Annotated in this window: 15 protein-coding genes; 7 read left to right on the top strand and 8 right to left on the bottom strand. The window is 65.2% G+C overall.

The genetic code is table 11. The annotated features are described in order from the left end of the window. Positions 1–42: 42 nt before the first annotated feature. A complete protein-coding gene (nhaA, locus tag L1080_RS29860; RefSeq protein WP_250776972.1) occupies positions 43–1,344 on the top strand; it encodes a Na+/H+ antiporter NhaA in 1,302 nt (433 codons plus the stop codon). Here nhaA and L1080_RS29855 read toward each other — a convergent pair. Continuing rightward, entirely contained in the window at positions 1,335–2,939 is a 1,605-nt protein-coding gene (locus L1080_RS29855) for an FMN-binding glutamate synthase family protein (RefSeq protein WP_159923595.1), read from the bottom strand. The genes nhaA and L1080_RS29855 overlap by 10 nt on opposite strands. Before the next feature lie 128 nt (positions 2,940–3,067). Here L1080_RS29855 and L1080_RS29850 point away from each other — a divergent pair, with 128 nt between their 5' ends. Continuing rightward, entirely contained in the window at positions 3,068–4,075 is a 1,008-nt protein-coding gene (locus L1080_RS29850) for an NAD(P)H-dependent glycerol-3-phosphate dehydrogenase (protein ID WP_109333855.1), read from the top strand. A 16-nt stretch (positions 4,076–4,091) separates the two neighbouring features. Here the strand turns inward: L1080_RS29850 and L1080_RS29845 are convergent, their stop codons facing one another. Beyond that, positions 4,092–4,778 carry a M50 family metallopeptidase gene (locus tag L1080_RS29845; RefSeq protein WP_236603514.1) on the bottom strand — a complete coding sequence of 229 codons (687 nt, stop codon included), beginning with the start codon at positions 4,776–4,778 and terminating at the stop codon, positions 4,092–4,094. A gap of 241 nt (positions 4,779–5,019) precedes the next feature. Between L1080_RS29845 and L1080_RS29840 the strand changes: the two genes are divergently transcribed. Then, on the top strand, positions 5,020–5,448 hold the full coding sequence (locus L1080_RS29840) for a CBS domain-containing protein (protein ID WP_159927347.1): 429 nt from the start codon (positions 5,020–5,022) through the stop codon (positions 5,446–5,448). Positions 5,449–5,526: 78 nt separating this feature from the next. On the opposite strand, the gene L1080_RS29835 is transcribed toward L1080_RS29840, so the two are convergent. Next, positions 5,527–6,714, bottom strand: coding sequence for an ATP-binding protein (locus L1080_RS29835; protein WP_250776997.1), 1,188 nt, complete (start codon positions 6,712–6,714; stop codon positions 5,527–5,529). A 177-nt stretch (positions 6,715–6,891) separates the two neighbouring features. On the opposite strand from L1080_RS29835, the gene shbA reads away from it, so the two are divergent. From shbA to L1080_RS29820, 3 genes are all read left to right on the top strand, one after another. Then, entirely contained in the window at positions 6,892–7,482 is a 591-nt protein-coding gene (gene shbA / locus L1080_RS29830) for an RNA polymerase sigma factor ShbA (RefSeq protein ID WP_250776973.1), read from the top strand. Between the two features lie 62 nt (positions 7,483–7,544). Beyond that, positions 7,545–8,645, top strand: coding sequence for a WD40/YVTN/BNR-like repeat-containing protein (locus L1080_RS29825; protein ID WP_250776974.1), 1,101 nt, complete (start codon positions 7,545–7,547; stop codon positions 8,643–8,645). Beyond that, positions 8,642–8,932, top strand: a complete 291-nt coding sequence (locus tag L1080_RS29820; RefSeq protein ID WP_250776975.1) for a MoaD/ThiS family protein — start codon at positions 8,642–8,644, stop codon at positions 8,930–8,932. The genes L1080_RS29825 and L1080_RS29820 overlap by 4 nt, the downstream gene beginning before the upstream one ends. Before the next feature lie 41 nt (positions 8,933–8,973). On the opposite strand, the gene L1080_RS29815 is transcribed toward L1080_RS29820, so the two are convergent. Continuing rightward, positions 8,974–9,645, bottom strand: coding sequence for a cyclase family protein (locus tag L1080_RS29815; RefSeq protein ID WP_250776976.1), 672 nt, complete (start codon positions 9,643–9,645; stop codon positions 8,974–8,976). Positions 9,646–9,789: 144 nt separating this feature from the next. Here L1080_RS29815 and L1080_RS29810 point away from each other — a divergent pair, with 144 nt between their 5' ends. Continuing rightward, a complete protein-coding gene (locus L1080_RS29810) occupies positions 9,790–13,284 on the top strand; it encodes a serine/threonine-protein kinase (RefSeq protein WP_250776977.1) in 3,495 nt (1,164 codons plus the stop codon). A 250-nt stretch (positions 13,285–13,534) separates the two neighbouring features. Here L1080_RS29810 and L1080_RS29805 read toward each other — a convergent pair whose 3' ends face one another. From L1080_RS29805 to L1080_RS29790, 4 genes are all read right to left on the bottom strand, one after another. Further along, the gene (locus L1080_RS29805) at positions 13,535–15,103 is read right to left on the bottom strand and encodes an ABC transporter substrate-binding protein (RefSeq protein WP_250776978.1); all 1,569 of its coding nucleotides are present in this window, start codon (positions 15,101–15,103) and stop codon (positions 13,535–13,537) included. Positions 15,104–15,398: 295 nt separating this feature from the next. Next, positions 15,399–16,448, bottom strand: coding sequence for an ABC transporter ATP-binding protein (locus tag L1080_RS29800; RefSeq protein ID WP_308202214.1), 1,050 nt, complete (start codon positions 16,446–16,448; stop codon positions 15,399–15,401). After that, positions 16,445–18,424, bottom strand: coding sequence for a dipeptide/oligopeptide/nickel ABC transporter permease/ATP-binding protein (locus L1080_RS29795; RefSeq protein ID WP_159923577.1), 1,980 nt, complete (start codon positions 18,422–18,424; stop codon positions 16,445–16,447). Before L1080_RS29795 ends, L1080_RS29800 begins: the two co-directional genes overlap by 4 nt. After that, the gene (locus L1080_RS29790) at positions 18,424–19,371 is read right to left on the bottom strand and encodes an ABC transporter permease (protein ID WP_159923575.1); all 948 of its coding nucleotides are present in this window, start codon (positions 19,369–19,371) and stop codon (positions 18,424–18,426) included. Before L1080_RS29790 ends, L1080_RS29795 begins: the two co-directional genes overlap by 1 nt. Positions 19,372–20,339 lie beyond the last annotated feature (968 nt).

Below are 20,339 nucleotides of genomic sequence, written 5' to 3'. Positions count from 1 at the left end.
GGTCGGCAAGGATATTGTCGACCCGATTTCCAGGAGTGTGCCGTGAGCGAATCCCAGACCCGATCGACGCTGTTTTCCCGCGGATCGTGGGCGGAGACCGCGCGGATCTCCGACATCCTGCGCAAGGAAACGGTGGGCGGAGCGCTACTCCTGATCGGCTCGGTCATCGCTCTCGTGTGGGCGAACTCGCCGTGGTCCGACGGGTACACGGCGCTGCGCGACACCACCGTGGGGCCGGCCTCCCTGCACCTGAACCTCTCGCTCGGGACGTGGGCCGCCGACGGGCTGCTCGCGATCTTCTTCTTCGTCGTGGGCCTCGAACTCAAGCGGGAGTTCGTGGCCGGAGACCTGCGTGATCCTCGCCGCGCCGCTCTTCCCATCGCCGCCGCCGTCGGTGGCATGGCCGTCCCCGCGCTGGTCTTCGTTCTGATCAACGCCCGCACCGGTGAGGGGGCGCTCGCCGGCTGGGCGATTCCGACGGCCACCGACATCGCGTTCGCGGTGGCCGTCCTCGCCATCGTGAGCACTCACCTTCCGGCGGCCCTGCGCACCTTCCTCCTCACCCTCGCAGTCGTGGACGACCTGCTGGCCGTCACCGTGATCGCCGTCTTCTACACCGATGAGCTCGCGTTCGGCCCATTGCTTCTCGCGCTGATCCCGCTGGCACTGTTCACCGTTGCCGTGCAACGACGCGTCCGCTCCTGGTGGATCCTGCTGCCCCTCGCCGCGGCCACGTGGATCCTCGTGCACGAGTCGGGGATTCACGCGACCGTGGCAGGCGTCCTCCTCGGCTTCGCCGTTCCCGTGATGCGCAGTGAGAAGGCCGGCGGTCCCGAGGCCGGACCCGGTCTGGCCGAGCACTTCGAGCATCGGATTCGGCCCATCTCGGCGGGATTCGCAGTGCCGCTGTTCGCCTTCTTCGCCGCAGGGGTCACCATCGGCGGATTCTCCGGACTGAGCACCTCACTACGCGACCCGGTCGCGCTCGGTATCGTCGCCGGCCTGGTGATCGGCAAGGCGGTCGGAATATTCGGCACCACGTACCTCATGTCGCGGTTCACCCGGGCGACCCTCGACTCCGGCCTCGCCTGGCTCGACGTCCTCGGAGTCGCCCTGCTCGGCGGCATCGGGTTCACCGTCTCTCTCCTCGTCGGCGACCTCGCTTTCGGCATGGACTCCCTGCGGGGTGATCACGTCAAGGTCGGCGTACTGACCGGATCGTTGACCGCCGCGGTCCTGGCCGCGGCGGTCCTGCGAATGCGCAACGGCGCTTACCGCACCATCGCGCTTGCGGAGAGCCGGGACGAAGACGGCGACGGCATCCCCGACGTGTATCAGCGGTGACCGTCTGCCCCGGTTGTTCCGGGCTTCGTCTGCGCGTCGGGTGAGCCGGTCTCCCCGACCGGGCCGGCCGCGTATTCGGCCATCAGCCGGGTGATCTCGTCGCGATCGGCGAGTCCCGGAAGTCCCCACCCGTCCCGGTAACCGTAGAGCTCGGCGAGAGTAGTCGCGCGGCGGTTGCCGTCCGCGACCTCCACATCCGAAGCCGTGATCAGTCCGGGATGTGCGACTCCGCACGCCTCGGCTACCTTGAACACGTCCCGCCGCAGCGATCGGATGTAGTTGTCGGCCCGTACCGACTTCGCCTGGGCGTCGAGGCCGTGTTCCAGCCAGCTGCTCTGGGTGGCCACTCCCGTGGGGCATCGATCGGTGTGACATTTCTGGGCCTGGATGCAGCCGATCGCGAGCATCGGCTCGCGGGCAACGTTGATCATGTCGCAACCGAGAGCCATCGCTACCACAGCGTTGTCGGGCAAACCGAGTTTCCCGGAGCCGATGAACGTGACGCCGTCGGTGAGTCCCGCCTCGGCGAACATCGAGTACACCCGGGCGAATCCACTGCGGAACGGCAACGAAACCGCGTCGGAAAACACCAGCGGTGCCGCGCCTGTGCCACCCTCGCCGCCGTCGATCGTCACGAAGTCGACGCCCCGGTCGGAGTGGGTCATCTCCTCGATCAGCGATTCCCAGAACCGGGAGTCTCCGACTGCCGATTTGATGCCCACCGGCAGTCCCGTCTCGGCCGCGACGAGTTCCACCCAGTCGAGCATGCTGTCGACGTCGTGGAACGCGGTGTGCCGGGACGGACTGACACAGTCGCTGCCTTCCCGGACGCCGCGGATCTCGGCGATCTCGGCCGTGACCTTCGCACCCGGTAACAGGCCACCGAGCCCGGGCTTCGCACCCTGGCTGAGTTTGATCTCGATGGCCCGTACCGGGGCGGAGTCGACGAGGGATACGAGTCGATCGAGATCGAACCGGCCGTCCTCGTCCCGGCACCCGAAGTAGGCGGTACCGATCTGGAACACCAGATCCGCACCGTTCCGGTGGTACCGCGACAGCCCACCCTCACCGGTGTTCTGCAGGCAGTCCGCCGCTGTGGCACCGCGATTCAAGGCGGTGATCGCCGCCGACGACAGCGAGCCGAAACTCATGGCCGAGATGTTGACGAGTGAGTGCGGACGAAAGGCCTTGGCCCGGCCGCGTGCCGCCCCCAGAACCTTGGCCGACGGGAGCTGAAGTGTGTCACCACCCCCGGGGACGGCCGACGGGGCGATGTCGGAGAACGTGCGGTGCTTGATGATGGTGTAGCCGTCGGTGAACTCGATGTCGTTGTCCGTGCCGAAGCCGAACGTGTTGGTTTCCTTCTTCGACGACGCGTACACCCAGCGACGCTGATCGCGGGTGAAGGGACGCTCCTCGTCGTTATTGGTCGTGATGTACTGCCGAAGCTCCGGCCCGAGCGACTCCAGCAGATATCTGCCGTGGCCCAGGACGGGAAAATTGCGCAGCAGAGCGTGCCGCCGCTGGAGCAGGTCATACGAGGCCACGGCGGCCAGCGCGGCGGCCGGGATCCCGAGGGCGTTCGACCACTTCATGAAGCCACCGTACGTCGCGGTCTGGGGGCTCCGTTGGCGATTTCGGTGTGGTCGCCGGCTTCCGGTGCCACGCTTGACGGTATGAACCCTATTCGCCCCAGGAGTGATCGATACAGGAGTGATCGATAATGGCCCGGCCGGTTCGCGTCGTCGTTCTCGGAGCGGGCTCGTGGGGAACCACGGTGGCCGGACTGGCGGCGCGGAACACACCGACCCTCTTGTGGGCGCGGAGCTCGGACACCGCCGACGAGATCAACACCGTCCACAGGAACTCCCGGTACCTCGGTGACCGCGTCCTCCCCGACTCGATGCGCGCGACCGCCGACCTCGTCGAGGCAGCGCAGGAGGCAGACGTCCTCGTCGTCGGGGTGCCCTCACATGCCGTCCGCGGCACCCTCTCGCAGATCGCCAACGAGGTGCGCGCGTGGGTACCGGTGCTGTCGCTGGCCAAGGGACTCGAGCCCGGCACCCGGCTGCGTCCCACCGAGGTGATCGCGGAATGCCTCCCCGGCCATCCCGTCGGGCTCCTCGCGGGGCCGAACATCGCTCGGGAGATCGTCGACGGACTTGCCGCGGCTTCCGTCGTGGCCACCCAGGACGTTCGAGTAGCCACCGCCCTGCAGCCACTGTTCGCGTCCCCCGTCTTCCGCGTCTACCGCAACACCGACGTGCTCGGGTGCGAGCTCGGTGGCGTGCTCAAGAACATCGTGGCCATCGCGTCGGGCATGGCCGACGGACTCGACGTCGGCGACAACACGCGGGCCATGGTGCTCGCCCGAGGACTGGCCGAGATGACGAGGCTCGGCGAGGCGATGGGCGCCAACCCACGAACCTTCGCCGGCCTCACCGGTGTCGGTGACCTGATCGCGACGTGCATGAGCCCCAGTTCCCGTAACCGCCGGGTGGGCGAAGCGCTGGCCCGCGGGCTGACCGTGGAGGAGGCCGTCGCCCAACTCGGTCAGGTCGCGGAGGGTGTCAAGACCGCACCGACCGTCATGGAACTCGCCCGTGACCACGGCGTGGACATGCCTATCGCCGCTGAGGTGGAAGCCGTGGTGGCGGGGCGACAGACGGCGGAAGGTGCCTACCGCGGCCTGCGCAAGGTCGCGGCGGGCAGCGAGCACGAGGTCGCGTAACGAGCGGGGCCGGCGATCACGCCCCGACCGGACGGAGGATCCACCAGCCCCCGAGCAGGAGACATCCGATGTTGACCAGCAGGAAGAGACCCACCCAGACGATGCCGGGAACACGGGTGAGCCGCGCCAGCTGATCGGCGTCGGAGTCGGGGGCGGCCCGCCGTGCCCGACTCCGCTGTAGTTCGATGACCGGCCGCGGTGACGCCACCAGCATGAAGAACGTGATCAGGTAGGCAGCCGCCACTTGCTGCTGCTCCGTGCCGAGCCAGACCAATCCGAACAGCAGGGCTCCGACGACGGTGAGGGAGAACAGCCCGTAGAGGTTCCGAACCAGGATCAGCATGGCGGCGAGTGCCACCACGCCGATCCAGAGCACCGCGACGGCATGGCGGGTCCCGAGCACCCAGGCTGCGCCGAGGCCGAGGACCGCGGGACCCACATACCCCGCAAAGGTCATGAGAACGACACCGAGTCCCGTGGGCTTGCCCGACGAGATCGCGACCCCGGACGTATCCGAGTGCAGCCGGACACCTTTCAGTCGTCTACCGAAAAGCAGCGCGACCACGAGGTGCGCACCCTCGTGGATGATCGTCACCACGTTGCGCGTGATGCGCCAGGCGTGGGGCTCGAGAACGAGCACCACCGCGACCACTGCTACCACTTGGACGATCCATGTCGCCGGGGTGGGGCTGATCGCGCTCACGCGCTCCCACAGCGATCGAATACCGTCTACACCCGCCGCGTCGTATGCGGCGGCCCCGCTCACCTGAGTCATCGGCGCCGAGTGTACGGAGGAGCGGCGTTGCCCGAGGAGCAGGATCGTTCGCAAGCCTACGGTCACGAGTAGGTAAACATGCGGAGAGCTGCCGTAGCGCTGGCCTAGGCTCGATAGTTACCCGCGATCGACCCGGCGGGTACGAGTGCGGATGGATCGGGGTGTCCAGATGCGGATCGCGGATGTATTGCGGAGCAAGGGTACGGCGGTAGCGACGGTCGACGCCGATACGTCGGTGAGCAGCGTCGTCGACGAGCTCGCCCAGCACAATGTCGGCGCGCTGGTGGTGCTGGAGAAGGGCTCGCTGGTCGGCATCGTGACCGAGCGCGACGTCGTGCGCAAGATTCACGAGCGTGGACCCGACGTGCTGAAGGCACGGGTCGCGGACATCATGAGCACCTCGGTGTTCACCTGCCTGCCCACCGACAGTGTGGACAGCCTCGCCGAGACCATGACCGAGCGCCGGATCCGGCATCTGCCCGTGGTGGTGGAGGGGCAGCTCGTCGGCATCGTCAGCATCGGTGACGTGGTGAAGAGCCGGATCGGCGAGCTGCAGAGCGAACGCGACCAGCTCGAGCACTACATCGATCAGGGCTGAACTCCACGACTCCCGCTAGCGTCGTATTCGACTCTCTAGCGATGAGCCTAGAAAGCGATAGATTGCGCTACCGATCTCTCAGTCGCTCTGGCCGCGCAGATACCGGCCGAAATGCGGGACGGTGAACCCGATGGATCCACGCTCGGCCGAATAGATCAAGCCCTTCTTGATCAGGCCGTCCCGGGCGGGTGACAACGAGGCCGGCTTACGACCGAGTTCGGCGGCGATCGCTGCTGTCGCGACGGGGCCGTCGTCGCCCGCGAGATCCGCCATCGCCCGCATGTACTCGCGTTCGGCGGGGGTCGCGCGCTCGTAGCGGGAACCGAAGAACCCCACGGCGAGTTCCTCTTCCGCGGTCGGTGCCGCCACCCGCACGTCTTCCTCGGTGATCGGACTGGCCGCAGCCACATCCCAGGTGGCCTTCCCGTACGCCTGCACGAAATAGGGATAACCGTCGGCGGCCGCATACAACGCATCCAAAGCCTCATCGGCGAACTTCACATCTTCCCGCTCTGCGGGCGCGATGAGCGCGCGATCCGCCGACGGCCGGTCCAGCCGGTCGATGCGGTGGTAACTGAAGAGCCGTTCCGAGTAACTCTTCGATGCCGACAACACCGCAGGCAGGTGCGGGAGACCGGCACCGACCACGATGAGCGGCGCCGCGTCCTGGCTGAGCTCGTGGCACGCGCCGCAGATCGCGGAGACGTCCGCGGCACCGAGGTCCTGCATCTCGTCGATGAACAGCGCGATCCCGACGCCCACATCTCGCGCCAGCGAGGAGGCGTCGAGCAACAACTCCACCAGATCGATCTCGATGTCTCCCGAATCCGCCCGACCCTTCACGGCCGGGGCGTCGATCCCGGGTTGCCATCTCTCCCGCATGCCCTTGTCCGCCGTCGCCCGCAACGCAAACGACTTCAGAACGCCCAGGAACTCCTCGACCCGATCGGGGTTGCGGTGTGCCCCCGCGATCTCGCGCACTGCCATGTGCAGCGCCGACGACAACGGTCGGCGCACGTCCTGGTCGGGTCGGGCCTCGATCTTGCCGGTTCCCCAGCTTCGGGAGATGGCCGCCGACCGCAGATGATTGAGCAGCACCGTCTTTCCGACTCCGCGGAGGCCGGTGAGCACCACACTGCGTTCCGGACGGCCGCGGGCGATCCGCTCGAGCACCACGTCGAACGCGTCGAGCTGTCGACTTCGGCCCGCGAGCTCCGGTGGACGCTGGCCTGCGCCGGGGGCGTAGGGATTACGGACGGGGTCCATGGCCTCGAAGGTAACAACCTCGATAGCCGAATCTGCGGACATCTAGCGCGTGTCCTAGATCCCACTATGAAGTCCACGACGCGCACGAGGGGGTGGGTGTTCGTCACCCTTCGGTGCCTATCGACGGGCGCCCGTTCCGCCGAGGCTGGAAGCAGTCACACGGAACGGGAGAACACCATGATCGAGACGGACGTCAGAGCGCAGCTCGAGCGCCTCGCACCCCTCGCCGCCGTCGGGGACGAGGAGGCTGTGGAAGAGATTCTCCGCATCGCCCACCCGGTGGTGCATCGCTACTGCACGTCCCGACTCGAATCGGTGGAACACCCGCACGCCTCGGCCGACGACGTCACCCAAGACGTCTCCCTCGCATTGATGAGCGCACTGCGCACCTACCGCGACGAAGGTAAATCCCTGTTGTCGTTCATCTTCGGTATCGCCGCACACAAGGTGTCCGATGCCCGTCGGCGTGCCAATCGCCTGTCGGTGCCCACCGCACGCTCGGCCACCGCGCATCACACGGTGGCTATCGACGAGGGGCCCGAGCACCACGTGCTGCGCACCGAACTTCGGGGGGAGATGGACGAACTGGTGCAGACGCTCCCGGTCCGGCACCAGCAGATCGTGTTCATGCGCATCGTGGTCGGGATGTCCGCCGAACAGACGGCTCGCGTACTCGACACCACGCCCGGGGCCATTCGCGTCGCCCAGCACCGCGCGCTCGCCCACCTGCGGTCCCGGATCCACGCGTCACATTCCCTCTCCAGCTGACCTGACCGCCGAGGTGTGATCGCACCATTGCCATTCGCCGGACCGAGTGGTCCGATGTAACGATGAGCGCAGCCGACACAGTTTTGCTCGCGATCGGAACCAAGAAGGGCCTCTGGCTGGCCACCAGCCGAAACCGCACCACGTGGTCGTTTTCGGGCCCACACTTCTTGATGCACGAAATCCCCAGCATCGGCATCGACACCCGCGCGGGCCGCACCCGCATTCTCGTGGGGGTCCGGTCGGAGCACTGGGGACCGACCGTCGCCCATTCCGACGATCTGGGCGCCACATGGGTCGAACCCGACCACGGGGCGATCCGATTCGGTGACACCGACGACGCCGCGCTCGAGCGGATCTGGCAACTCCAACCGGACAGCGAAGACCGGCCCGGTGTCGTATGGGCGGGCTGTGAACCGATTTCGGTGTGGCGATCCCTGGACAACGGCGAGCACTTCGAACTCGAGCGCGTACTGTGGGACCACCCGCACCGGTCGCAGTGGGGTGCCGGGTTCGGCGGCGCTGCAGCTCATTCCGTGGTTCCGCATCCCCGCGACCCGGACACGGTGCACGTCGCCATGAGCACGGGCGGCGTCTACCGCACCACCGACGGCGGCCGCACCTGGCAGCCGCGCAATGCGGGCATCTCGGCGGGCTTCCTGCCGGATCCGAATCCGGAGTTCGGGCAATGCGTCCACAAGATCGCCCGTGACGCGGTGACCGAGAATCGGCTGTACGCGCAGAACCATCACGGCGTGTACCGATCCGACGACAACGGCGACACGTGGAAGTCGATTGCCGACGGGTTGCCGTCGGACTTCGGTTTCGTCATGCTCACCCACCCGTCTCGCGAGGGCACGGTGTGGGTGGTGCCGATCGAGGCGGACGCCGAACGGATCCCACCGGACGGCCGCCTCGCCGTGTACCGCAGCGAGGATGCCGGCAACACCTGGACCCGGCTCGACCGCGGCTTACCCGAACGCGAGTACAACGTGGTGCTGCGTGACGCCGCCTCCGTCGACACCGCCGACCCCGCGGGAGTGTATTTCGGTACGCGCGGCGGTGCCGTGTATGCGAGCGCCGACGAGGGCGCCACGTTCACCGAGGTGGTCGGACACCTTCCCGACGTCCTCTGTGTGCGCGCGGCGGTGGTGGCCGCGCCGTGACCGGGGCGGTGTCCGTTCGGGTTCCGCGCGCCCTCGCCTCGATCGTGGGCGGTGAACGCACCCTCGACGTGGTTCTCGACTCCGTGGCGACAGTGGCTGCCGTCCTCGACGTTCTCGCCGAGAGGTACCCGGTGCTCGGCAGGCGCATTCGTGACGAGACCGGCGCCCTGCGCCGGTACGTCAACGTCTACGTGGACGGAGAGGACGTTCGCCTACTGAGCGGCGTTAGCACCGAAGTGGCGCCCGGACAGGAAATACAGATTCTGCAGTCGGTCGCCGGCGGCTGACACCCACCGCGCGTGCACGTCGTTCTGGCCCGCCGTCGACATCAGCACCCGAGGTCGAGCGCCACCGCACGGGTGGGGGCGCCGTCCGAGCCCTCGATGGTGATCGGCAACAGGCTGACGAAGGGGTCGGGGAAGTCGATGAGGTCGAGGCGGCACAGGTTCTCGCCGATCACTCCCCCGGCAGCGGCGATCAGGTGGTGCACCGGATATCCGTTGTCGGCCTGTCCGTCGGCCGGCGTCTCGTCGACACTCGGTGCGTCGACGCAGAATGTCCGCACCCCCCGATCGAGCAGTAGTTCGCAGGCATCGGGATCGAGGTAGGGATGCGTGTAATAGGCGTCGCTGCCGTAATAACGCGACCATCCGGTATGGAACAGGGCGATGTCACCGGGCCGTAGGCGTTCGGCAGCGGCCCGGATCGCATCAACGGTAATACGTTCGCGCGCACCGAGATCGCGGACGTCGAACAACACTCCGCGGCCGACGAACAGCTCCGGCGGCAGGGCGTCGACGGTGGCGCCGGTCGCATCCATGTGGGCGGGCGCATCTACATGGGTGCCGGATTGCGATCCGAAGCGGACACCCATGACGTTGTAGCCATCGCGTTCGATCGTGCGGTGCGGCGTCAGCATCGGCACCGGATCACCGGGATACACCGGCATTCCGGGACCGATCGTGTGGGAAAGGTCCACTATTCTCCGCACGTGTGGCATCGTTCGATTGTCCACGGTTCGCGGGCATGTGCACGCTGTGGCGGCGGCACGGCCCTGCGCGCCACGATATGCTCGACGACGAGCAAAGAGGTGGTTGCATGCCCGCGCGGTTGCTGACGCCACAACGTCAGGTCGAGGCCGACGATGGCCGAATTTGATCCGCTCGCGACTCAGCGTGGCGCTGCGCCCACGCTCGCAGCCGAACTCTCCGCAGTCGGGCTCGAGGATGCCGTAGAAATCGGCCGCGGCGGGTTCGGTGTGGTCTACCGCTGCGTGCAACCCCAGCTCGACCGGACCGTCGCCGTGAAGGTGCTCACCGCGGAACTCGACGCGGAGAACCTCGAACGATTCTTGCGGGAACAACGCGCGATGGGCAGATTGAGCGGACACCCGCACATCGTCAACATCATGCAGGTCGGCGCTACGGACAGCGGCAAACCCTTCATCGTGATGCAATTTCATCCCCACGACTCGCTCGACATGCAGATCCGCAGAAGGGGTCCCGTGCCGTGGAGCGAGGCGCTCCGAATCGGCGTCAAACTCGCCGGCGCCCTGGAGACCGCCCACAGGGTGGGGATACTCCACCGCGACGTGAAGCCCGGCAACATCCTCCTCACCGAATACGGCGAGCCGCAGCTCACCGACTTTGGCATCGCACGGATGTCCGGGGCTTTCGAGACGTCGGCCGGCACAGTCACGGGATCACCGGCGTTCACCTCGCCCGAAGTGCTGTCGGGACGGGCACCGACCGCGGCGTCCGACGTGTACAGCCTGGGCGCCACGCTGTTCAGCGCCATCACCGGTCATGCCGCATTCGAGCGGCACCACGGCGAGGAGGTGATCGCCCAGTTCCTGCGGATCACCACCCAGCCCGTGCCCGATCTGCGCCAGGAAGGCTTTCCCGACGACGTGAGCGACGTGATCCAGCGGGCGATGTCCGGTAACCCCGAGGAGCGTCCGGCCTCCGCCGCCGCGTTCGGAGACGAACTCCGCGACATCGAACGCCGTCACGGGCTGCCCGTCGACGAGATGGCGATGCCCGTCGACAAGGGCATCGTCGTCGTCCATCCCGCCGATGCCGCGCCGTCCGGCACCACAACCGGTGACACCCCTCGTTCCACCACCGGCAGGCGACGGGACACCTCGACGCCTCCGCCGACGCCGGCTACCCGGTTCCGGCCGCCGGTGCCCACCCGGCGACTGGTGGAGCGTGCACGCCTCATCGACTTGTTGCGGGCCGGCCGTCGCCGGCTACTCACAGTCATCCACGGCCCGACCGGTTTCGGGAAGAGCACCCTGGCTGTGCAGTGGCGTGATGTCCTGACCGCGGACGGTGTGGCCGTCGCATGGCTGACCGTCGACAACGACGACGACAACGTGGTCTGGTTCGTCGCGCACCTCATCGAGGCGATCCGGCACGTGCGGCCGAGTTTGGCCGAGGAACTCGGTCAGGTTCTCGAGGAGCACGACAACGAGGCCGAACGGTACGTACTCACGTCCCTCGTCAACCAGATCCACTCGAGCGGTGAACGCGTCGCGCTGATCATCGACGACTGGCAACGGGTGTCCGATCCGGCGACGATCGCCGCCCTGGAGTTCCTCCTCGACAACGGGTGTCACCACCTGCAGGTGATCGTCGCGAGCCGAACCCGGGCGGGCCTGCCGATGAGCCGGATGAGAGTCAAGGACGAACTGGTCGAAATCGATTATGCCGAACTCCGTTTCGACAACGGTGAGGCGCGAGAGTTCCTCGTCGACCTCGGTGGCCTGGCCCTCGAGAACGACGACGTCACCGAACTCCGAGATTCCACCGACGGCTGGGTGGCGGCGCTGCAGCTGGCCTCGTTGTCGTTGCGGGGCCGATCCGATCCCGGGGAACTCATCGCCGGGCTGTCGGGACGGCATCATGCGATCGGTGAATTCCTCGCCGAGAACGTCCTCGACACCCTCGAACCGGCGATGCTCGACTTTCTGCTCGCCACGTCGATCACCGACCGCATCTGTGGACGCCTCGCCTGCACCCTCGCAGACACGGCGCGGGGGCAGGCCATGCTCGAGGAGGCGGAGGACCGGGATCTGTTCCTCCGTCACATCGACGACGAGCGGACGTGGTTTCGCTACCACACCCTCTTCGCCGAATTTCTCCGCAGGAGGCTCGAACGCGATCAGCCCGAACGTCTTCGGGAACTTCATCGGGCAGCGTCGAATTGGTTCTGCACCCACGGACTGCTCCGGGAGGCTGTCGATCATGCTCTGGCGGCCGGTGACGAACAACGGGCCGTCGAGTTGGTGGAGGCCGACGGGTTGTCGCTCTTCGAGCATTCGCAGACTGCGACGCTGCTCTCCCTGGTCGGCAAGCTCCCGCCGCGGTTGGTGCAGCGCAGTGCCCGACTGCAGATCACCGTTGCCTGGGCAGACATGATGTTGAGCCGCATGGAACCGGCGCGGCGGGCACTTGAACTGGCCGAGCGTGCCCTCGAAGACAGCGCACTCGACCCGGGGGACATCGCGGATCTCCGCGCCGAGATCGGTGCGGTTCGTGGGGTCGGGGAACTGCGCGCCGACCGGATCGACGACATCGACGAACTCGTCGCCGAGAGCCTCGCCCAGCCGGAATCATTGCACCCCTGGGTGGTGTCGGCCGCTTCCAACGTCGCCACCTTCGCCGCAGTGTATCGATTCGACTTCGCCGAAGCGCGACGGCTGCAGGAACGCGCCCAACCCTATTACCAGCGGAACAAGGGACCGCACAACATGGTTCACGGTGAATGCTACGTCGGCATCTGCGCGCAGGAAGAACTCGACGTCGACGAGGCCGAGAAGCGCTTCCGCAAGGCAAGGGGTGGCGCGCGGAAAGCCGGCGGAGTGCACGCGCCCTCGGGCCGGCTCGCGGGTTCCCTTCTCGGCGAGCTCCTCTACGAGCGGGGCGAACTCGACGAGGCGGAGCAGCTACTCGACGACGGGTACCGCCTCGGCGCGGAAAGCGGCGGCGTGGACTTCAAGATCGCCCGGTACGTCACTGGGGCCCATATCAAGGCACTCCGTAATGACCGCGACGAAGCCGCCCGCAGGCTGCACGAAGGCTACGAAATCGCCACTGCGCATCGACTTCCGCGCCTGAAGGCCCGCGTGGAGAACGAACGCCGAAGATTGGGGATCTCCGCCCATCCCGCACTCGGAGCAGCCACACCGATCACCTATGCAGAGCGGCGCCGACCGGTGCACGGGCTGAACTCGATCACAGCGCAGGTAGAAGAAGCCACCGCCATCCGTCTCCTCCTCGCCACCCGATCCCAGGAGAACATCGAGCTGGCCTGCACATGGGCGCACGAGTGGACCGGCAGGCTGGAGGGCAGCGGACGCCGACGGGCGCTGCTCCTGGCCGATCGACTGCTGGTGGCATGCCTTGCCGCGGCGGGCCGCGAAGACGAGGCCAAGAAAGTACTCGCTTCCGTGGCGTCCATCTGCGCCGTCCGGGGCCTTCGCCGCATTCTCCCCGACGGTGGACCGCTCGTCGTCGCCCTCTCGGCGGATCTGCGGGCAGATCAACTGGCCGGCGACTGGCAGCCGGAGTGGCCTGCCGTCCCACCCGAATTCCTCGAACAGATCCAGGCGTCGACTGCCCCGTACACCTTGTGAGTGGATCATTCATCGCGGAGCAGCCACTGACCGAGGCAGTGACGGCGTGTCGATGGATTCGATCGACACGGGTCGCGCAAATCGTGCCCAACTGCAACACACACTCCGGCGACTTCCAAGGTGCGCTCGCCCGTGACGTTGTTCGGTGAGCGTAACGCGGTCACGCTGTTCTGCTCATAGCACCTCGGCGACTGCCGTAGCGTGGCCCGCGCCAATGCTGACGCGGGCCACCTGCACTATGTGCGTCTCACTACCTCGTCATGTACAACTTCGTCACGTCGGGCTGCATTTGCCCGAGCGGATCACTCTGCATAGGCAAGTCCCCGATCCGGCTCTTGTTGTAGCCACCGTTATCCAGGATGAAGATCGTGTTCACGGTCAGCGCAGAATCCTTGAATGCAACCTCCTGGCACTCCACCGCCTTGGCAACGAACTCGTCACTCGCCGGGTCCAGCGCGGCCAGAGCCTCGGCACACTCGTCCAGCGCGGGCACCGGGTACGAGCAAGCGTTGGAGACGGCGTCACTGGTCAACAAGCGGAAGAACGTTCCCGGGATCCCCCGGAGCATGGGCACTCCCGCCACCTCTCCGTTCGCTCCCTTTGCTTGATACCACTGCTCATTGAGGTCAGTTGCGGCGGTGAGCTGAAGGTCAACGCCGATCTCCTTCCATTGGGCCTGCAGAATCTCGAAGTGCTTGGACTCGTTCGGCATAACGACGGCCTTGAGATTCAGGCCGTTGGCATAGCCGGCGTCCGACAGAAGGTCCTTGGCTTTCTGAACGTCGTAAGGGTAGGCGTTTGCGAGGTCCTCCGCGAACAACCGGTGACCACTCGGCACGAGACCCACAGCCGCCTCACTCTTCCCGCCCGTGTACAGCTCGTTGACCCTGTCACGGTCCGTACCGTAGTTGAGGGCCTGACGCACCCTGAGGTCGCCGAGCGGCCCGCCCTCTCGCATGCAGAACAATGCAGAGTCCGTGCCCGGGAGGCGGTTGGAATAGCCCTGTAAGGCTCCACCCAACGCGGACGCATCAGATTCCGAGACCAGGTTGAGACCGGCGACGAAATCGATGGTGCCGCCGCGCAGCCCGTTCATCCCGGCTGCCCCGTCGCCGATGTGCCGATATTCGATGCCCGCCAACTTAACGTTGTCCGCATTCCAGTACAAGTCGTTCTTGACCATTCGCACTCTGGCACCCGGCTCGAACGATTCCAGCTTGAATGGACCCGCAGTGATGATGTCCCCGTTGTGATTGCCTGGCGCGCTGATGGTTTTCGGCGACACTGGGGTGGTCTCGGCGTCCGCCAACAGTGGGTAGAACAATGCCATTCTCGGCTCGGTCAGCTGAATGGTGAACTTGGTAGGCGAGTCTATTGTCATCGAGTTGACAAGTTTGAGTTCCGACAAGCGCAACCCCGGGGGCTGAGCCTCGATGGTGCGCTTGATGCTGTTTATGGCGGCCTGCGCGTCCAGTGTCTCACCGTTACTGAACTTCAGGTCGGGGCGCATGGTCACGCTGACCGTCGTAGGGTTGGCGACAGTAACTTCCTCTGCAAGATCCATGACGTACTCGCCGTTTTCGTCAATCTTCAGCCACGAGTTCGTCACCGGATAAACGTATCCGTACCAACCGGGACCGATGGTGGCTGGATCGAAGCTGATGCCTCCCTGAAATGTCAGGTCGACACCCCGGACGAACACTCCGTCGGGATCGTACTCCCCGCTGGAGCTTGCGTTGCCGCCGGATCCGCACGCGGACAACAACATGGCGAAACTTAAGAGCAGCCCGATCCCTAGGGCGGTGATATGACGTCTCATCCTTGCTGACCTCCTGGTAAGAGAAAAATTCATAGCGGCGAAAGCTGGGGTCCGAAGCCGTGATATGTCACATTGATTTATCGGCCCGGAGCCCTGGTTGGGAACTGCGATGCTGGCAACAGGTTACGGTGGGTTCAATCTGCGGCGCCGGAGTGGCGGATTTCCGATGACCAGGCCGCTCGAGTGTTTGATCAATATTCTTGGATGTCAGCTGATTTCGCATTCCTGGGGCGGTGGTCATGTGAGTGATGACTCGGCTCGTGACCCTCTGACCTGCGAGTGAACACCCGTATTCCTATGCCCGCCCGGAGCTGGATTCCGACTGCGGCATGGGGAGGTCGGTGACAGATCGCCCAGCGAGTTGAGGGCCATGTGTGTGCAGATGGCAGCGTGCCATCACACCGGCGGGCCCGACATACTCCTCCGGCTCGACTGTCCGACAAATTTCCATGACATGAGCACAACGGGTATGGAATCGGCAGCCCTGAGGCGGGTTCGCAGGCGAGGGAATCTCGCCTTTCAGCTCGATCCGCTCCCGAGCCCGCTGCACCACGGGATCGGCTACCGGGATCGCGGAGAGCAGTGCCTGCGTGTATGGATGACGAGGACGGGTGTAAACCTCCTCTGCGGCCCCGTATTCCACCACTTGTCCCAGGTACATGACTGCGATCTCGTGACTGACGTGTCGCACAACGGCCAGGTCGTGTGCGATGAAGAGATACGCGACATGTCGGTCGCGTTGAAGATCGGTGAGTAGATTGATGACGTCCGCCTGCGTGGAAACGTCGAGTGCGCTGACCGGCTCGTCGAGCACCAGCAGCTTGGGCCCACAGGCCAAAGCACGCGCGATGGCCACCCTCTGCAACTGTCCACCCGAGAGCTCCTGTGGATAGCGCTGCCCATGAGACGGTTGCAGGCCGACGGTTGCCAGTAGTTCAGCGACTCGATTTTGATGCGCGGACCGGGGGAGTAATTGGTGGGTCCGCAACGGCTCTGCGACGCTGGACCCCACGGTGGCCATGGGATCAAAGGACGAGTAGGGATCCTGGAAGACAACTTGCATCTGACGCCGCAATGCACGTAGCGCCGCACCGCGGAGGGAAGTGATCTCCTTCCCGTCAAACATGACATGGCCATTCGTGGGCGCATCCAGCCGCAGGGCCAACCGACCAAGGGTGGATTTTCCCGAACCGGACTCTCCTACCAGCCCCAGCGTTCGCCCTGGTCTGAGCGACAAGCTGACGCCGGCAACGGCCGTCACGTGCCGGGTACCTCGCCCCATAAGGTTCTTGTCGACGGTAAAGGTTTTTCGCACATCGTGAAGTTCGAGGACGTTGTCATTCATGAGGAGACGACCTCCAGCAGCTCGTCGGAGCGGATACAGCGGACTTGGTGCGCAGGTTCCGGTTGCGTCAACTGCATGGGTCGATCGCACTCGACACGGCTGTGTGGACAGCGCGGCGCGAATCGGCACCCCTCTGGGAACGCGGAGGGCAGCGGCACCGTTCCGGGGATTGCGGTGAGCCTTTCCCCACGCCCGGCCAGCTGGGGCATCGCCTTCATCAGTGCTTGGGTGTACACGTGCCTGGGCTGCCGAAAGAGCTCGTCAACCGGTGCCTGCTCCACGACTTGACCGGCGTACATCACCACCACCCGATCACAGATGTCCGCCACGACCCCGAGGTCATGGGTCACGAGGATCATCGACATGCCAAGCTCTCGTTGCAGCGAGCGCAACAGATCGAGCACTTCTGCCTGGATGGTCACGTCCAGGGCTGTGGTTGGTTCGTCTGCGATCAACAATCGCGGTTCGCACGCTAGAGCTTGGGCGATCATCACTCGCTGCCGCATGCCGCCAGAGAGCTGGTGAGGGTACTGGTCAAGGCGCACATGCGGATCGGAGATGCCGACCATGTCGAGCAATTCAACTGAGCGGGTCTTGGCCGCACTCGCGGTCAGGTCGGTGTGGAGTCGCACGGTTTCAGTCAGTTGATTGCCGATGGTGAATGCGGGGTTGAGGCTCGACATCGGGTCCTGGAAAATCATCGAGATGTCCTTGCCGCGGACCGCCCGTAATTCCTTGGCCGACATCGAAGTGAGGTCGCGGCCGTCGAAAATCACCGATCCGCGCTCGATCCATCCCGGCGGCGTGGGAACCAGCCGCATGATGCCGAGCGATGTCATGGACTTGCCGCATCCACTCTCGCCGACCAGCCCCACGATCTCGCCCGGCTCGATATCGAAGCTCACGCCGTCAACCACGGTGACCGCTCCCGATTCCGTAGCGAAGCGGATCTCGAGATCACGGACGGAGAGCACCGCACTCGACGACGGCTGCTTGGTGGCTATCCGGTTCTCCTTGACGGACGTGACCCCCAGCCCCGCCTTCCGTCGGATGGCGCGAGGCGCCTTCACTGGTTGGTGGCCCAGGGAGTCGCGCAGCCCATCTCCGATGACGTTCCAGGCGAGGACTGTCAGGGCGATCGCAATTCCGGGCGCCAGCATCTGCCACGGGTGGGCGAAGATCGCATCGTATGCGCGTCGCAGCATCTGACCCCAGCTGGGATCGGGTGGCTGCACACCCAGCCCGACGAAGCTCAGCGATGCTTCGGCCAGTAGCGCGGCGCCGAGGAGCACGGTGACCTGGACGATCAAGGGTGACGCCAGGTTCGGCAGAATTCTGCGCATCAGGATGGTGTGGGTGCGGGTTCCGATCGCACGTGAGGCTTCGACGAACGTCTCCTCCTTGACCGCAAGCGTCTGGGCACGAATTAGGCGGGTGAGTCCGGGGACGAAGATGACCGCGATGGCGATTGTCGTGCTTCCCAGACTCGCGCCGAGCATTGCGGCGATGGCGATCGCGAAGACCAGCGGAGGGAAGCTGGAGAGCGCGTCCATCGCGCGCATGACGCTGTAGTCGAATTTCTTGCCCACGTATCCAGCCGTCAAACCCAGAGCGAGCGCGATGATTAGAGCCAGACCCACGATCGTGAACGCTGCCTGCAGGGCAACCTGCGATGCGTACACCAGTCGGCTGAAGACATCGCGCCCGAGTTCGTCGGTGCCCAAGAGATGGTCCGATGACGGACCCAGGAATGGAACGGAGTCTTGGGTCGCTGGATCGTGGGGGGCGATGAGGGGGGCGAATATGGAACAGGCAACGATCACGATCAGCCAGGCAAGGCCAAGCATCGCCGCGTTGTTCTTCCTGAATCGTCGCATGGCCTTCGCGAGTGGCCCCGACGAACCGCGGCTGCCACGTTCGGCCGGCGGTGCTGCAATGGCGTCCGTAACGTCGACGACTTCACGTGTCTGACCCATCAAGAGGCACGCACCTTCGGGTTGAGGAAACTGTAGGCGATATCGACCAGGAGCATGAGCAGCACCTGGATGAGGGCAAAGAAGACCACGATGCCCTGAATCATTGGCAAGTCGGAGTCGAGGACGGCCTGCAGCAGTCGGGTGCCGAGACCGGGAATACTGAAAATCTGCTCGACCAACACGGAGCCTCCGATAAGCGATCCCAAGGTCAGCCCCAGCACCGTAACTGTCGGCATCGCCGCGTTTTTCAAAGCATGCTTGCCGACGACGCGGGCGACTCCCCCACCCTTGCCCCAGGCAGTGCGGACGTAGTGCGATCCCATGACGTCAACCAGCGATGCCCGCAATTGCCGCATGATGATCGCCGCAGGGAGCAGCCCGAGCGCGATGGCCGGCAGCACCAGTGACCGGGCCCAGCCGACGGGGTCTTCACTGAACATCGGGAGACCCCCCGGTGGGAACCAGCCGAGCTGCAAGGACAACCCCGAGATGAGAAGCATTCCTAGCCAGAAATTGGGCACCGCCATACCGATGCTGGAGCCGACCGTTGCGAACCGGTCGCGTGCACTGCCTGGCCGCTTGCCTGCCACAAATCCGGCCACACCGCCGACAACCACACCAAAAGCGATCGCGGCGAGCGCAAGCGTCAGCGTCACCGGGAACCGATCCTGGATCGTTCCGGTCACGGGACGCCGGTCGACCAGCGAGTCACCGAAGTCCAGGACAATCGCGTGACGCAGCCAGTCCCAGTATTGAACCGGCAAGGGTTGGTCCAAACCCAACTCAGCACGAACTTGGGCGATGCGCTCCGGCGTAGCGTTCTCGCCGCCGGCCAACACAGCGGCCGCGTCACCGGGAATAAGCGTCGACAGCATGAAGACGACGAACGACACCAACAACATCACGGGGATTACGGCCCCGAGCCTCCTCAGTATCAGCGCGGCCATTGCGGTCTCCGCTCGGCCGTTTCGCCATGGAGAAAATGGTTGAGCATGCTGGACTCCAGCCTGGAAGTGTAGAAGCGTAATGGGTTCCGAGGCAGGCATCGGTAGCTTTCCCGAACACGGCCTCGTTAGAGCGTAGTGTGCACTACATCACCTTACGCTGTAAAGTGTGAGTTATTCCTCACCGCATTCCCGGGAAGTGGAGGTGCCCGATGAACGGGGGATCCGCTGGCGACGATTAGTCGATGCACTCTTCGAAACTCGAAACTATGCGGGCTCTTGTGGCTTGAAAGTGCATCGATTCCGCGGGTGACGTTGCCGCAGTGCTGCAATGAACGAATCCGGGTGTGAAGTAGGTCGCGGAATCCGCTGGGCGCATACCCGTGGTGCGGCGGGCAACACCTATGTCTTCGTGATCGTGGACCTGGACACCGACGTTCAACGGCTCGGGGGACTACGCTCGACGTCAGACGAGCGAGCTACTCCAGCCGAATATCTCTCCTGCGGTGGATAATCCGCGGACATCAGGGTTGGCCGTACACCCAATTCGTCGATCTGCACGCTCAGGCGCGCATGCGCGCCCGCCCGGTGATGATCACCGTATACGCGGCGTCCCACCTGATCACGGCAGCAGAAGAACTCCGCAACGCCAACCGCATCCGCAACAGGTGCCAGACGCGGTCTCAGGTCGTGCCCTGATGGACGCGGGCAAGCGACCAGCACGATCACTCACGGCCCGCGATCGTGTCGCTTGCCAGGGTGATGGGACCACCTCGTTGCCACGAACATGGGACCACCCGAATGTGTCATCGAGCATCGACCTGGCCTTCTGCTGTCAATCGGGACACGGCCGGATCGGGTGCGTAGACGGTAGGACGGGCCCTCGACGACGAGGTGGTCGGTGCACGGCCCCAACTCTGGCACAGCACCGACCACCTGGTCGAGACCCTCACTCGACATTTACTGCCGCA

This window comes from Rhodococcus sp. MSC1_016 (assembly GCF_023667485.2).
Taxonomy (GTDB): domain Bacteria; phylum Actinomycetota; class Actinomycetes; order Mycobacteriales; family Mycobacteriaceae; genus Rhodococcus_F; species Rhodococcus_F oxybenzonivorans.
The sequence above is the reverse complement of the archived record's forward strand: the minus strand, read 5'-3'. Positions and strand labels throughout refer to the sequence as shown.

Bases quoted from the DNA above. Each gene is read 5' to 3' on its own strand.
- L1080_RS29855 (WP_159923595.1), bottom strand. From the start codon at position 2,939: ATGAAGTGGTCGAACGCCCTCGGGATCCCGGCCGCCGCGCTGGCCGCC.
- L1080_RS29850 (WP_109333855.1), top strand. From the start codon at position 3,068: ATGGCCCGGCCGGTTCGCGTCGTCGTTCTCGGAGCGGGCTCGTGGGGA.
- L1080_RS29840 (WP_159927347.1), top strand. From the start codon at position 5,020: ATGCGGATCGCGGATGTATTGCGGAGCAAGGGTACGGCGGTAGCGACG.
- L1080_RS29835 (WP_250776997.1), bottom strand. From the start codon at position 6,714: ATGGACCCCGTCCGTAATCCCTACGCCCCCGGCGCAGGCCAGCGTCCA.
- shbA (WP_250776973.1), top strand. From the start codon at position 6,892: ATGATCGAGACGGACGTCAGAGCGCAGCTCGAGCGCCTCGCACCCCTC.
- L1080_RS29825 (WP_250776974.1), top strand. From the start codon at position 7,545: ATGAGCGCAGCCGACACAGTTTTGCTCGCGATCGGAACCAAGAAGGGC.
- L1080_RS29815 (WP_250776976.1), bottom strand. From the start codon at position 9,645: ATGCCACACGTGCGGAGAATAGTGGACCTTTCCCACACGATCGGTCCC.
- L1080_RS29810 (WP_250776977.1), top strand. From the start codon at position 9,790: ATGGCCGAATTTGATCCGCTCGCGACTCAGCGTGGCGCTGCGCCCACG.
- L1080_RS29805 (WP_250776978.1), bottom strand. From the start codon at position 15,103: ATGAGACGTCATATCACCGCCCTAGGGATCGGGCTGCTCTTAAGTTTC.
- L1080_RS29800 (WP_308202214.1), bottom strand. From the start codon at position 16,448: ATGAATGACAACGTCCTCGAACTTCACGATGTGCGAAAAACCTTTACC.
- L1080_RS29795 (WP_159923577.1), bottom strand. From the start codon at position 18,424: ATGGGTCAGACACGTGAAGTCGTCGACGTTACGGACGCCATTGCAGCA.
- L1080_RS29790 (WP_159923575.1), bottom strand. From the start codon at position 19,371: ATGGCCGCGCTGATACTGAGGAGGCTCGGGGCCGTAATCCCCGTGATG.